The following is a 13,617-nucleotide window of genomic DNA, read 5'->3' on the forward strand; positions in this document are numbered from 1 at the left end:
ACGGTGCGCCCCCGCCGGTGCCAGCCGGGATCGGCGCTCGGCCGTCCGGCGGTGGAGGAACGGAGCGTGTGCGTTCAGAATCGGAGGGTGAGGCGCACCACACCGGCCATCGGGGGCCGGGGCCGCGGAGCACCTGGCCGCGGACCGGTGGACGCCGCGACGAGGAGGACGCCGATGTCCGAGACCGTGTCCACCGATCTCCGTGAGCTCGATGCCCTGGTGGTGGGAGCCGGGTTCTCCGGTCTCTACATGCTCCACCGCCTGCGGAACACCCTCGGCATGTCGGCGCTCGTGCTCGAGGCCGCCGACGACGTCGGGGGCACCTGGTACTGGAACCGCTACCCGGGCGCACGGTGCGACTCGGAGAGCTACTTCTACAGCTTCTCCGACCGGCTCTCCGAGGACCTCCTCGAGGAGTGGACGTGGAGCGAGCGCTTCGCGGGCCAGCCGGAGATCCTGCGCTACCTGCAGACCGTCGCCGACCGCTTCGACCTGCGCCGCGACATCCGCTTCCGGACCACGGTCACGGCGGCGACCTGGGACGACGACGCCGGGCGCTGGCTGGTCGACACCCGGGACGGCGAGCGCTTCACGGCCCGCTTCCTCGTCACCGCCGTGGGCTGCCTGTCCACGACGAACCTGCCCGAGTTCCCGGGCCGCGACAGCTTCACGGGCGACTGGTTCCACACCGGCCTGTGGCCGCACGAGGGCGTGGACTTCACCGGCAAGCGCGTCGCGGTCATCGGCACCGGGGCCACCGGCGTGCAGCTGATCCCCGAGGTCGCGCAGGAGGCCGCGCACGTCACCGTCTTCCAGCGCACGCCCAACTACGACATCGCCGCCGGCAACCACCCGGTGACCCCCGAGTTCGACCGTGGGATCAAGGACGACTACCCGCAGATCTGGGCGCGGACCCGCGAGACGGCGTTCGGCTTCCCCTACGACGTCGCGGACCGCACGGCGCTGTCGGTGCCGGAGGACGAGCGCCAGGAGATCTTCGAGGAGGCGTGGGCGAAGGGCGGCTTCCGTCTCGGCACCACGTTCAACGACCTGCTCCTCGACGAGGACGCCAACGAGACGGCCGCCGAGTTCCTCCGCAACAAGATCCGGGAGCGGGTGGACGACCCGGAGATCGCCGAGATGCTCGCGCCGAAGGACCACCCGTTCTTCACGAAGCGACCGCCCCTCGAGAACGGCTACTACGAGACCTACAACCGGGACAACGTGACGCTGGTCGACGTCAACAGGTCGCCGATCGAGGCGATCACGCCCGCCGGTGTGCGCACGACGGACGGCGAGTACGAGGTCGACAGCATCGTCTACGCCACCGGGTTCGACGCCATGACCGGCACACTGTTCAAACTCGGCATCACGGGACGGGACGGACTGACGCTCGCCGAGAAGTGGGCCGAGGGCCCGCGCAGCTACCTCGGCATCGCCACCCACGGGTTCCCGAACCTGTTCATGATCACCGGACCGCAGAGCCCGTCGGTACTGAGCAACATGCCGGTCTCGATCGAGCAGCACGTCGACTGGGTCGCAGACTGCCTCCGCCACCTCCGCGAGCAGGGTGTCGCGCGGATCGAGCCGACCCGCGAGGCCGAGGACGGCTGGGTCGCCCACCACGACGAGGTCACCGCGATGACGCTGCTGCCCCGGGCGAACTCCTGGTGGGTCGGGGCCAACATCCCCGGCAAGCACCGCAGCCTCTATCCGTACGTCGGCGGGGTGGGGACGTACCGCGGCATCTGCGACGACGTCGCCGCGAAGGGCTACGAGGGGTTCGCGCTGAGCCGGACCGGCGCGGCGGCGCCGGCCTGAGCGGTGGTGTCGGGGCCGGCCGCGGCTACCGCTGCGGCCGGGCCATCGCCCCCTGGCGGGCGGCCTTCTCGGGCTCGGACATCGAGCGGTGGTCGACGACCTGCTGCTTCGTGGCCTCGTCGCCGCCGACGACGTGGTCGTCGCCGGCGAACAGGGCCTCGATGCCATGACGGGCGACCTCGGTCCGGTCGTTCTTCCAGCTGTTGTCGCCGAAGACGGTGTCCCCCATGCCGGCGTTGGCGTGGAACTCGGAGTCGGTGGCGCCGGGCAGCAGCGCGGTGACGGTGATGCCGTCCTCGCGCAGCTCCTCGCGGATCGATTCGGCGAAGGAGAACCCGAAGGCCTTGGTGGGCCCGTAGACCGGCTCGTAGGGCGTGGGGGTGGTCGCCGACACCGAGGAGACGACCAGGATGCGCCGATCGCCCTGGTCGGGGCCCTGGTCGAGCATCGCGCGGACCACGCGCTTGGCCATGTGGACCGTGCCCGCGCAGTTGATGGCGATCATGCGGAGCTCGTCGTCGAGGTCGGTGTCGGCGAAGGCGCCGCCGACACCGATCCCGACGTTGAGGCAGGCGACGTTGATCGGGCGCCCGAGGTCGGCGACGAACCGCCAGAACGCCTCGACCCCGTCGAAGGTGGCGGCGTCGGCGCGGAACGGATAGGCCTCGACACCCAGCTCCTCGAGCTCCTTCGCGGCGTCGTGGACGCGCTCGCTCTGCCCGGAGATCGCGACGTCGTGGCCACGCTCGGCGAGGCGGGCGGCCAGCTGGAAGCCGATCCCCGACGAGCCACCGGTGACGAGGGCGAGGGGGCGGTTGGCAGTCATGGCGCGGGGGTGCCCGGCCGCATCCGTCGCGATCCCCGCGAAGGAGGTCGTCGCGGGTGTTGCCGTTCGGGCCTTCGTCGTCGGGGGTCGACTCTAGGATCGAACCTATGAGCGAACGAGGTCTCGGGGTGGTGGAGCGGGAGGCGCTCGACCGTGCCCGGACGCGCCTGGTCGCTCTGCGCGCCGAGCAGTACCGGTTGCTCGAGGACATCGCCGCGCTCGAGCGCCTCGGGGTCGCCCAGCAGACCGGTGACCGCGCCACCCCACGGCTGCTCCAGGACCTCTCGACGCTGGACCTGCACGAGGCGAAGCGGCCGGCCGACGAGTCCGCCGATCTCGCCCCGCGCCGTTCCCTGCTGGGGCAGCCGTTGCCACCGCGGTTGCCGGTCACGGCGACGGTGTACGCCTCCGGGGAGATCGGCCCGGCGCACGTCGTGATCATCCGCAGGACGATGGCGCACCTTGAACGCCTCGAGACGGTGTCGGTGGAGGACTGGTTCGCCGCGGAGCGGTTGCTCGCCGACGACGCCACCCGCCTGCCGCCGCGGCTGCTCCAGCGGGTGGCGGCCCGGTGGATCCTCCGGTTCGACCCGGACGGCGCGGTGCCCCCGGAGGGGGAGGACTGCCGCGACGAGCTGCACGTGGTGCGCCGCCGCGACGGGCGCCTGGAGTTCAAGGGTCGGTTGCACGACCCGGTCGACGGGGAGGTGTTCCTCGGCGCGATCGACCCGCTCGCCGAACCGTGCGGCCCCGACGACACCCGCAGCCTCGCGCGGCGCCGCATCGACGCGCTCAAGGACATCGTCAGCGACAGCGGGCGCCCCGGCGGCCTCACCGACGACACCATCGCAGGTACCGACGCCGACACCGATACTGCGGCCGACCCGGAGCCCGGTGCCGGCGAGGACGCGCTGATCCCGCAGCCGCGCCGTCCCGAGCCGGCGGGGCCGACCTCGGCGAGCAAGCCGCCGCGGCCCGGGAGGGCACTGGTCACGATCACGATGGACCTGCGGTGGCTCCGGCTCGCGACCGGCCACGGCACCCTCGACACCGGGACCCCGGTCGATCCCGCCACGGTGCGCCGCTGGGCCTGCGACGCCGACGTCGTCCCGGTCGTGCTCGGTTCCCGGTCCGAGCCGCTCGACGTGGGGCGGAGGCAGCGCACCGTCACCGACGCCATGCGCCGGGCCCTCGACATCCGCGACGGGGGCTGCGCGTTCCCCGGCTGCGACCGGCCCCCACGGCGCTGCCACGCCCACCACATCCGGTTCTGGGGACACGGCGGCGACACCAGCCTCGACAACCTCGTCCTCTTGTGCCGACACCACCACCAAGTGATCCACCACGGTCACTGGACCGTGCAGATCGTCGACGGCCTGCCATGGTTCACACCACCGAGCTGGATCGACCCGACCGGCGACCCCGACCCGCGGCCGACCCCGCGTCCCTCTCTGACGGCCGAGTTCCCTCGGTGCCCCAGCGCACCTTGACCATGCCGCGACGGCACGGTGTTCCGTGGACGCCATGACCGTCGCACCGGCCCGCGGGACCGCGCCCGACCTGATCGACGTCGAGGAGTTCTTCGCCGATCCGCCGTTCGCCGACCCGTCGATCTCCCCGGACGGCACCCGGATCGCCTATCTCGCGCCGCACCGGGGACGCCGCAACGTGTGGGTGCGCGGCGTCGACCAGGACCACGAGCAGGCCGTCCCGGTCACGCACGACACCCGCCGCGGGATCAGCACCTACTACTGGACCGACGACCCCCGCTGGCTGCTCTACCGGCAGGACACCGACGGCGACGAGGCGTGGCACCTGCACCGTGTCGACCTCGACCACCCGGACCAGCCGGCCGTCGACCTGACGCCGCTGGCCCCGGGTTCGCGGGTGTTCGCCGTCGAACCGGAGACCACGGTGCCCGGCACGGTGATCGTCTACATGAACCCCCGCCCGCTGTTCGTCGACGTCTTCCGCGTCGACGTGGCCACCGGTGCGACCACCCCGCTCGTGGAGCGGACCGATCCGGCGGAGACCTTCCTGCTCGACCGGGCCGGCCGCCCGAGCTGGCACGTCTCCCAGGACGCCGAGGGCACCCACGAGATCGCGGCCGTGGACCCCGACTCCAGCGAGCGGCGGATCGTGCACCGGGTCGGCGGTCCGGAGCACCCGATGGGCCTCTTCCTGCTGCCCACCCCGGACGGCCGCGGGGCGTTGCTCGGCGACCACCAGGACTCCGACGACCTGCGGCTGACCCGGATCGACCGGGAGACCGGCGAGCAGACCGTGGTCGCCGCCGTGGAGGGCCACAGCCTGGACACCCTGAGCTCGGTCTCCGACACCCTGCCGCCCAGCGTGTTCGTCAGCCGGCGCACCGGGGAGGTCATCGCCGCCCGCTTCACCGGCGACCGGCCCCGCATCGTCCCGCTCGACCCCCACTTCGCGGAGGTCCAGGCGGCGCTGGAGAGGCTCTCCGACGGGGTCCTGAACGCGGTGTCGTCCGACCTGGACGAGCAGCGCTGGATCGCCACCTTCGGCCACGACCGCGAGCCGACGGGGTCGACCTGGTTCTACGACCACGCCACCGGGGAGAGCCGCCTGCTCTCCGGCGGCGACCAGCACCCGGACCCGGCGGTCCTCGCGCCGATGACCCCGGTCGCCTTCCCGGCCCGCGACGGCCTCCCGCTGCACGGGTTCCTCACCCTGCCCGTCGGGGTCGCCCCGGAGGGTCTGCCGCTGGTCCTGCTGGTGCACGGCGGGCCGTGGATGCACGACACCTGGGGCTACAACGCGACCGTGCAGTTCCTCGCGAACCGCGGCTACGCCGTGCTGCGCGTGAATTTCCGCGGCTCCACCGGCCACGGGCGCCGCCACCTCACCGCCGCGATCGGCGAGTTCGCCCGTGCGATGCACGACGACCTCATCGACGCCGTCGACTGGGCCGTCGCCCGGGGCTACGCCGACCCCGACCGCATCGGCATCCTCGGCGGCTCCTACGGCGGGTACGCCGCGCTGGTCGGCGTCACCGTCACCCCGGACCGGTTCGCCGCCGCCGTCGACTACGTCGGCATCTCCGACCTGGCGAACTTCCTGGCCACGCTGCCCCCGTTCGTGCGCGCGAACATGACCAACAACTGGATCCGCTACGTCGGCGACCCCGACGACCCCGAGCAGCTGGCGGAGATGCGCCGACGCTCCCCGATCACGATGGTCGACCGCATCCGGGCCCCGCTGCTCGTCGCCCAGGGCGCGAACGACGTCCGCGTCGTGCAGGCCGAGTCCGACAACCTCGTCGCTCCGCTGCGCGAGCGCGGGGTGCCGGTCGAGTACCTCCTCGCCGAGGACGAGGGGCACGGCTTCGAGAACCCCGAGAACCAGGTCCTGCTGCACCGCGCGATCGAACGGCACCTCGCCACGCACCTCGGAGGGCGCAGCGCCTCCTGACGACCCCGGCACTACCCCGGCACGACGGCCCAGGAGCTCCGGCCGTCGCCGTCGATGGGGACGGCCGGACCTCCGGTGACCTCGGGCCGGACGGTGGCCTGCCCGAGTCCGCGGACCCGCGCGAGCACCTCGCGCCCGGCCCGGCCGCCCTCCCCGGCGACGAGCGCCTGCGCGTCGAGGCCGGCCGCGAGCGCGAGATCGACCGCCCGGGCGGTCGCGGGGCCCTGCGTGACGACCACCGCCGTCGTGACACCGAAGACGTCGCGGGCGCGGCGCATCGTGTGCCAGGTGTCGAAGCCCGCGTAGTCGGTGAAGACGTCGTCGGGTGCGACGCCGGCGGCGAGCGCGGCGTCGCGCATCGCGTCGGGCTCGTTGTACTCGAGGCGGGCGTTGTCGCCGGACACCAGGAGCTTCTCCACCCGCCCGGCGCGGTACAGGCCGACGGCCGCGTCGACGCGCTGCCGCACGACGGCGCCCAGCGACCCGTCCGCCCGCACGAGGGACCCGGGCACGATCGCCACCTGCACCGGCCGCACCGTGGCGGCGTCCGCGGTGACGAGGTGGTCGGTCCGCCGGACGACCACGACGTTCGACACGGCGACCACGAGCACGACCACGAGCAGCACGCCCGCCGCGAGCACGAGCCCCGGGGTCCGCCGTGCTCCGGTCACCGTGGGAACGCCGCGAGGACCGACGACGTCAGCGCGCACCTCACGCACATCAGGATCCTCGCTCTCCTCGGCTGCCCTCGTTCCTACCGCCGGTCCGTCCGCGCGTGCCACGGATCGTCGGTCCGCCCGTCGCTTCGTCCACTCACGACCGGCACCTCCCGGACGCCAGGTCCGCCCGCCGCGTCTCCAGGAACGTCCGTTCCGTGTCGTTCGTGGCCAGGGTGATCGCCTCCGTGTAGGCGGCGACGGCCTCGTCGGTCCGGCCCAGACGCGCCAGGAGGTCGGCGCGGGTGGCGGGCAGCAGGTGGTAGCCCGGGATGTCGAGCTCCTCGACCGCCGCGAGGGCGACCGCGGGTCCGTGCACCTCGGCGACGGCCACGGCGCGGTTGAGCGCGACGATCGGGGTCGGGGTCAGCACCATGAGCTGGTCGTAGAGGGCGAGGACCTGCGTCCAGTCGCTGGCCGGGCCGTCGGTGTGCACGGCGTTGATGGCGGCCTGGATCTGGTACGGACCGGGACGATCACGGCGCAGGCAGCGCCGGACGAGCTCGTGCCCCTCGGCGATCAGCTCCCGGTCCCACAGGGTGCGGTCCTGCTCGGCGAGGGTCACGATCTCGCCGGAGGGCGCCGTGCGGGCCGGCCGGCGGGCCTCGGTGAGCAGCAGCAGCGCGAGCAGGCCGAGCACCTCCGGCTCGTCGGGCATCAGGTCGGCGAGTGCCCGGGCGAGGCGCACCGCCTCCGCGGACAGATCGGTGCGCAGCAGCGGGCCGGTGGTCGCCGTGTAGCCCTCGTTGAAGATCAGGTAGAGCACGGTCAGGACCGGCGGCAGGCGGCGGGGCAGCTCCGCCTCGGCGGGGACCCGGTAGGGGATGCCGGCGTCGCGGATCTTCTTCTTCGCCCGCACGATCCGCTGGGAGATCGTCGCCTCGGGTGCGAGGTAGGCGCGGGCGATCTCGGGGACCTCGAGCCCGCCGAGCAGGCGCAGGGTGAGCGCGGTCTGCGCCAGCGGGGAGAGCGCCGGGTGGCAGCAGGTGAAGATCAGTCGCAGCTGGTCGTCGCGCACCGGTCCCACCTCCTCGGTCTCCTCGGGCTGGTGCAGCAGCAGGGCCTGCGCGTGGCGGGCCTCGCGGGTGGACTCGCGGCGGAGGCGGTCGAGAGCCCGGTTCCGGGCGGTGGTGACGATCCAGGCGCCCGGGTTGCGCGGCACCTCCTCCCCCGGCTGCGCCCACTTCTCCATCGCCACGGCGAACGCGTCCTGCACGGCCTCCTCGGCGAGCCCGATGTCGCCGAGGAGGCGTGTCAGGGTGGCGACGCAGCGGCCGTACTCGGCGCGGTAGACGCTGGTGAGGTCCATGAGGACGGGGCGTCCCGGTCAGGCGAGGCCGTCGAACGGCCGGACCTCGATGGGCGCCTCGCAGGCCTCCGCGCACTTCTCGGCCCAGCCCAGGGCCGCGTCGAGATCCTCGACCTCGATGACCCAGAACCCGGCGAGCTGCTCCTTCGTCTCCGCGAACGGCCCGTCGGTCATGGTGGTGGTGCCGTCCTGCACGCGGACGACGGTGGCGCTGTCGTAGGGCAGCAGGCCCCCGGCGAAGACCCAGATCCCCTGCGCCTTCATCTCGTCGTTCACGGCGCCGACCCGGGCGAAGTTCCGCTCCTGCTCCGCCTCGGTGGGCCGGGGTCCGCTCTGGTCGAGCTCGACGCTCATCAGGTAGTGCACGGTGCTCGCTCCCGTTCGTGAGGTCGTGGTGCGTAGGTCGTGTCAGGCCAGCCGGCGGGCGACGGCGGGGATCACGATCGCGGCGGCCACGACGTGGGTCAGGATCAGCAGCATCTTCGTGGACACCGCGGCGTCGGCGAGGACGTCGGGCACGAAGGAGAGCACGGTCAGCACGACGGTGGTGCGCACCCACGCCGTGCGCGGGTGGCGGGCGAAGCGCCGCAGCGCCGTGGCGATGACCAGCCCGAGGACGGAGAAGATCGCCGTCAGGACGGCGAACCCGCTGGTCGGGATCGGCGCTCCGGAGATGGCGGTGCTGATGCCGATCGCCTGGCCGCCGGCGGCCACGGCCGCGGTGGCGACGGACGCGGCGACGGTGGCCGCGGCACCGGCCAGGAGCATCGACCCGACGCCCGGGGCGGTCGCGGTGGTGTCGTCGGCGTGGACGGTGGCGGTGGTGGTCGTGGACACGGGGACCTCCGGTGGGTGCGGGGACCGGCTCGGTTGCCGCTCCCTCACCCAGGCGACGAACGGGGTCGACCCCTTTTCGACATGCCCCCGGAAATTCTTCCGAGAATCTTCGTCGGGTCCCCTCAGGCGCCCGACCCGGCGAGCTCGCCCTCGCGGCGGGTGAGCACCAGGGGTCCGTCCTCGGTGATGGCGATGGTGTGTTCGGAGTGGGTGGTGCGCGAGCCGTCGGCCGAGCGGATGGTCCAGCCGTCCGGGTCGTAGGTGATCTTGTCGGTGGAGCGGGCGAACCAGGGCTCGAGGGCCAGGGTGAGCCCCGGCCGCAGGCGCAGCCCCCGCCCGGCCCGTCCGGCGTTGGCGACGTGCGGGTCCTCGTGCATCGTGCGCCCGAGCCCGTGCCCGCCGAACTCGAGGTTGACCGGGTAGCCGTGACGGGCGGCGACCGCGCCGATGGCGGCGGAGACGTCGCCGAGGCGCTGACCGGCCTGCGCGGCGTCGATCGCGGCCTCGAGGGCCTCCTCGCCGGCCGAGACCAGCTGCCGGTCCTCCTCCCGCGGGGTGCCGACGATGACGGTGCGGGCGGAGTCGGCGACCCAGCCGTCGACGGCGACGGCGAGGTCCATCGTCAGGACGTCGCCGTCGCGCAGCACGTAGTCGTGCGGCAGCCCGTGCAGCACGGCGTCGTTGACCGACAGGCAGATGACGTTGCGGAAGGGGCCGCGGCCGAAGGAGGGGGCGTAATCCCAGTAGCACGACTCGGCGCCGCGTTCCCGGATGAGCTCGCGGGCGTGGAGCTCGAGGTCGAGGAGGTTGACCCCGACGTCCGCGCGCTCCCCCACGGCGCTCAGGACGTGGGCGACGAAGCGCCCGGTCGTGTGCATCCGCTCGATCTCGGCAGGGGTCTTCAGCTCGATCATCGCCGCACCTCGGAGTGGGATAGTTATCCCGGTATTAGTATCACGGTCATGGTGCGCGTGCCCTTGACCCCGCAGGACCACGAGCGAGGCCGGCGACTCGGCGAGGTCCTGCGCGCAGCGCGCGGGCCGCGGAGCATGACCTCGGTGGCCACCGCGGTCGGGATGTCCCCGGAGACCCTCCGCAAGATCGAGACGGGCCGGGTCCCGACGCCCGCGTTCTTCACCGTCGTCACGCTGTGCACCGAGCTCGGGGTCCCGCTCGACCAGCTCGCCGACCGGTGCGCCGCCGACGACCCGGCGGAGCCGCGCAGCGCCTGACACGGAGACGGGCGGTGGACTTCCCGGCCAGTCGGGAGCACAGTGGCGTCGACCCCGGTCCGGACCCCGCCGTGGCGCCCCTTCGCGACTCCTCACGAGTCGCGAGCCACGATCGCAGCGGGTGACCATGAACGACGACGACCGGCCTTTCGACCCCCGGGTCCACCAGGCCGAGGGCATGCTCACGGCGCGGTACGGCGTGCCGATCACGGAGGCCGCCGTGATGCTGCGCGCGTGGGCGGCGCGGGGGGACGTGACGGTGCCCGAGATGGCGGCCCAGGTCGTCGGCACGCTCGTCGTCCGCCGCGGGAACGGCCACGGGGGTCGGTGACCGGCCACGCGAAGGAGCCCCGGATGGTCGAGCAGCACGTCGTGGGCGCCGGCGAACGTGCGGGCGTCGATCTGGCACGTGCCCTCGAGGACGCGGCCCGCGGGCTGGTCGAACGGGGGGCGGACGAGGACGTCGAGCACACCCTGCAGCTCATCGTGCGGGGCGCGATCCACACCATCCCGCACGTCGAGCAGGCCGGTGTCTCGCTCGTCGAACGCGGCGGGATCGTGACGGCCCGCGCGCCGAGCAACGACGTCGTGCGCGAGCTCGACGAGCTCCAGACCGAGCTCGGCGAAGGGCCCTGCCTCGACTCGATCTGGTTCGAGCAGCGGACGTTGATCGAGGACATGACCCAGGTGCGCGCCCGGTGGCCCCGGTGGGCGGTCGAGGCCGAGCGGCACGGCATCGGGTCGTTGATGGCGTTCCAGCTGTTCGCCGACAAGGGCAGCGCCGGAGCCCTGAACCTGTACGCGTCCGAGTCCGGGGTGTTCGACGAGGCCACGGCGGACACCGGCTCGCTGTTCGCCACCCAGGCCGCCCTGGTGCTCCACAGCGCCCGGCGCGTCCACGGCATGGCCGGCGCCCTGGCCAGCCGCGACCTCATCGGGCAGGCCAAGGGCATTCTCATCGAACGCATGGGCGTGGGTCCCGAGCGGGCCTTCGCGCTGCTCGTGGAGTCGTCCCAGCAGACGAACATCAAGCTCGTGGACGTCGCGGCCTGGCTGGTCGGCGAGGCACAGTCCGGCAGACCGGCCGAGCAGAGACGTTAGCCCGGCACAACGAGGTGGGTACCTGCGCGCCAGGTCGGTCGTGAACCCGCGGGTAGGACGTCGGCTCAGGTCCCGTCGGTTCAGCCTTTCGAGCCGGCGGGACCGTCGTCGTCCCGGGGCTCACACAGCCCGGAACTCCTCCGGTCAGGCCAGGCGGACGACGTCGGCCCCGGCGCCCTCGACCACGCGGGGGTCGTGCCCGGGGACGACGAGACCGTCGTCGCCGGCGAGCTCGACGAGCCGGTCGAAGGCGGCGTGGACGTCGGGCACCGAGTGCAGGATCGGCGGCGGGTGGTCGGCGGTGAGGTTCTCGTGGAAGTGGGCGGCGTCGGAGGCCAGCACCACCGGGCCGGCCGCGGACCGCACGCGGACCACCTGCATGCCCGCGGTGTGCCCGCCGACGTGGTGCACCTCCAGCCCGGGCACGATCTCGGCGGAGCCGTCGACGACGTCGAGCCGGGACCGTGCCGGGCCCGTGAGGTGGCCGACGTCCGCGCCGCTCACCAGCCAGTGCTCGCGGCGGATGCGGGTGGCCACCGGGCCGGTCCAGTAGTCGAGCTCCCGGCGCTGCACGACGTAGCGGGCGGCGGGGAAGGCCGCGACCGTGCCCGTGTGGTCGTAGTGCAGGTGGCTCAGCACGACGTGGTCGACCTGCTCCGGACGGATCCCCAGCTCGGCGAGCCCCTCGACGGGCGAGCGGTGGAACGTGATCCCGTCGATGGGCACGGGCCGGGCGGGGTCGATCCCGGCGTCGACGAGGACGACGTGGTCGGCGTTCGACGCGAGCCAGACGTAGTAGGCGGTGGGGTGGGGCTCGCCCGCGCGCTCGTCGTGGCCGAGGAAGTGCTGGCCCCGCACGCCGGGCCGGCTCGCGAAGCGGACGGCGTGCACCGCGAACGGCGGTGCCCCGCTCACGAGGCCGTCGGGCTGGCCGCGGCGGGCTGCGACCGCGGCACCGGGCTCCCGCCGAGGTCCTCGGTCGGGGTGCGGTAGTAGTCGCGGCCGGTGGCCACGGCGACGATGTTGAGCAGGCAGACCGCGGCGACGAAGCCCGCGACCGCGGGCCAGTTGCTGCCGTCCTCCCCCGCGAGGGCGGCGGCGATCGAGGGCGCGAAGCCGGCGACCGCGAAGCCGATCTGCGTGCCGATCGCGACCCCGGAGAGCCGGACGCGGGCGGGGAACATCTCGCCGTAGAAGGCGGGCCACACGCCACCGGTGGCGCTGTTGCCGAGGCCGAACACCAGGATGCCGAAGACGAAGATCCAGACGTAGTTGCCGGCCGAGATCGCGGCGAGGTAGCAGGCCATCGTCACGGCCATCGCGATCGAGCCGGCGAGGAACACGGGCTTGCGGCCGATGCGGTCGCCCAGCGCGCCGAAGAGCGGGATGACGACGATGGCGACGAGGTTCGCCACCACCCCGACCCAGAGCATCGCGGTGCGCGAGAGCCCGACGTCGTTCACGGCGTAGGACAGCGCGTAGACGGTGAAGATCGTGCTGACGGTGGCGATGGTGGAGGCCAGCACCACCCTGATCACGGCGCCGAGGTGCGAGCTGAACAGCACCTTGACGGGCGCACGGGCGGTCTCGGCGCGACGCTGCTGCTCCTGGAAGACCGGCGTCTCGTCGAGGGTGCGGCGGATGAGGAGACCGGCGACGACCACGATCGCGCTGAGCCAGAACGGCACGCGCCAGCCCCAGCTCAGCAGGTCCTCCGTGGGCAGCGCGGCCACCGGCAGGAAGATCGCGGTGGCGAGCACCTGGCCGAACTGGGTGCCGCCGAGGGTGAAGCTCGTGAAGTAGGCGCGGCGGTTCGACGGGGCGTGCTCGAGGCTCGTCGACGAGGCGCCGGCCTGCTCACCGCCCGCCGAGAAGCCCTGCAGCAGGCGCAGCACGACGAGGATGATCGGCGCGGCGATGCCGATGGACGCGTAGGTCGGCAGGCAGCCGACGGCGAACGTCGCGACGCCCATGAGCAGCACCGTCGACACGAGGATCCGCTTGCGGCCGAAGCGGTCGCCGAGGTGTCCCAGCACGAACGCCCCGACCGGTCGCGCCACGTAGCCCGCGCCGAACGTGGCGAGGGCGAGCAGCGTGCCGGTGGCCGGCTCGGCCCCGGGGAAGAACAGCTTGTTGAACACCAGCGCGGCGGCCGTGCCGTAGATGAAGAAGTCGTAGTACTCCAGCGCGCTGCCGATCCAGGCGGCCAGCGCGGCCTTGCGGGGCTGGGCGGGGGGCCCGGTGGGCGCCTGCGGCGATGCGGTCACGACCACTCCTCGACACGGTGCGTCTATGTACCGTTTGGTTACGTACCGGATGGTGAGTTGAGACGCA

The 13,617-nt window shown here is 73.0% G+C and carries 14 protein-coding genes; 6 read left to right on the top strand and 8 right to left on the bottom strand.

Annotated elements, in window-relative coordinates; translation table 11 throughout:
• Positions 1-174 precede the first annotated feature (174 nt).
• The gene (locus tag PH191_RS21725) at positions 175-1,821 is read left to right on the top strand and encodes a flavin-containing monooxygenase (RefSeq protein ID WP_274196712.1); all 1,647 of its coding nucleotides are present in this window, start codon (positions 175-177) and stop codon (positions 1,819-1,821) included.
• Between the two features lie 25 nt (positions 1,822-1,846).
• Here the strand turns inward: PH191_RS21725 and PH191_RS21730 are convergent, their stop codons facing one another.
• Entirely contained in the window at positions 1,847-2,647 is an 801-nt protein-coding gene (locus PH191_RS21730; RefSeq protein WP_274196713.1) for an SDR family NAD(P)-dependent oxidoreductase, read from the bottom strand.
• 107 nt (positions 2,648-2,754) lie between these two features.
• Between PH191_RS21730 and PH191_RS21735 the strand changes: the two genes are divergently transcribed.
• Positions 2,755-4,137 (top strand): HNH endonuclease signature motif containing protein, encoded by a 1,383-nt coding sequence (locus PH191_RS21735; RefSeq protein ID WP_274196714.1) that lies wholly within the window; start codon positions 2,755-2,757, stop codon positions 4,135-4,137.
• A 34-nt stretch (positions 4,138-4,171) separates the two neighbouring features.
• Entirely contained in the window at positions 4,172-6,088 is a 1,917-nt protein-coding gene (locus PH191_RS21740; RefSeq protein WP_274196715.1) for a S9 family peptidase, read from the top strand.
• Positions 6,089-6,099: 11 nt separating this feature from the next.
• Here PH191_RS21740 and PH191_RS21745 read toward each other — a convergent pair whose 3' ends face one another.
• From PH191_RS21745 to map, 5 genes are all read right to left on the bottom strand, one after another.
• Positions 6,100-6,759 carry a SanA/YdcF family protein gene (locus PH191_RS21745; RefSeq protein ID WP_274196716.1) on the bottom strand — a complete coding sequence of 220 codons (660 nt, stop codon included), beginning with the start codon at positions 6,757-6,759 and terminating at the stop codon, positions 6,100-6,102.
• Positions 6,760-6,901: 142 nt separating this feature from the next.
• Complete coding sequence (locus PH191_RS21750; RefSeq protein WP_274196717.1) at positions 6,902-8,113, bottom strand: RNA polymerase sigma factor; 1,212 nt, start codon at positions 8,111-8,113, stop codon at positions 6,902-6,904.
• A gap of 18 nt (positions 8,114-8,131) precedes the next feature.
• Entirely contained in the window at positions 8,132-8,467 is a 336-nt protein-coding gene (locus PH191_RS21755) for a YciI family protein (protein WP_274196718.1), read from the bottom strand.
• 54 nt (positions 8,468-8,521) lie between these two features.
• Positions 8,522-8,950, bottom strand: a complete 429-nt coding sequence (locus PH191_RS21760; protein ID WP_274196719.1) for a DUF6069 family protein — start codon at positions 8,948-8,950, stop codon at positions 8,522-8,524.
• Between the two features lie 122 nt (positions 8,951-9,072).
• Entirely contained in the window at positions 9,073-9,864 is a 792-nt protein-coding gene (map, locus tag PH191_RS21765) for a type I methionyl aminopeptidase (RefSeq protein WP_274196720.1), read from the bottom strand.
• 48 nt (positions 9,865-9,912) lie between these two features.
• On the opposite strand from map, the gene PH191_RS21770 reads away from it, so the two are divergent.
• The 3 genes from PH191_RS21770 to PH191_RS21780 all read left to right on the top strand — a co-directional run bounded on the left by PH191_RS21770 (position 9,913) and on the right by PH191_RS21780 (position 11,283).
• Positions 9,913-10,182: a helix-turn-helix domain-containing protein gene (locus PH191_RS21770; protein WP_274196721.1), complete on the top strand. Its 270-nt coding sequence runs from the start codon at positions 9,913-9,915 to the stop codon at positions 10,180-10,182.
• A 121-nt stretch (positions 10,183-10,303) separates the two neighbouring features.
• Positions 10,304-10,513 carry an ANTAR domain-containing protein gene (locus PH191_RS21775; RefSeq protein ID WP_274196722.1) on the top strand — a complete coding sequence of 70 codons (210 nt, stop codon included), beginning with the start codon at positions 10,304-10,306 and terminating at the stop codon, positions 10,511-10,513.
• Between the two features lie 23 nt (positions 10,514-10,536).
• Positions 10,537-11,283 (top strand): GAF and ANTAR domain-containing protein, encoded by a 747-nt coding sequence (locus tag PH191_RS21780; RefSeq protein WP_274196723.1) that lies wholly within the window; start codon positions 10,537-10,539, stop codon positions 11,281-11,283.
• A 144-nt stretch (positions 11,284-11,427) separates the two neighbouring features.
• Here PH191_RS21780 and PH191_RS21785 read toward each other — a convergent pair whose 3' ends face one another.
• On the bottom strand, positions 11,428-12,198 hold the full coding sequence (locus tag PH191_RS21785) for an N-acyl homoserine lactonase family protein (protein WP_274196724.1): 771 nt from the start codon (positions 12,196-12,198) through the stop codon (positions 11,428-11,430).
• Positions 12,195-13,550 (bottom strand): MFS transporter, encoded by a 1,356-nt coding sequence (locus PH191_RS21790; RefSeq protein ID WP_274196725.1) that lies wholly within the window; start codon positions 13,548-13,550, stop codon positions 12,195-12,197. The genes PH191_RS21785 and PH191_RS21790 overlap by 4 nt, the downstream gene beginning before the upstream one ends.
• Between the last annotated feature and the right edge of the window lie 67 nt (positions 13,551-13,617).

The sequence above is a fragment of the Actinomycetospora callitridis genome (genome assembly GCF_028737265.1).
Lineage (GTDB): Bacteria > Actinomycetota > Actinomycetes > Mycobacteriales > Pseudonocardiaceae > Actinomycetospora > Actinomycetospora callitridis.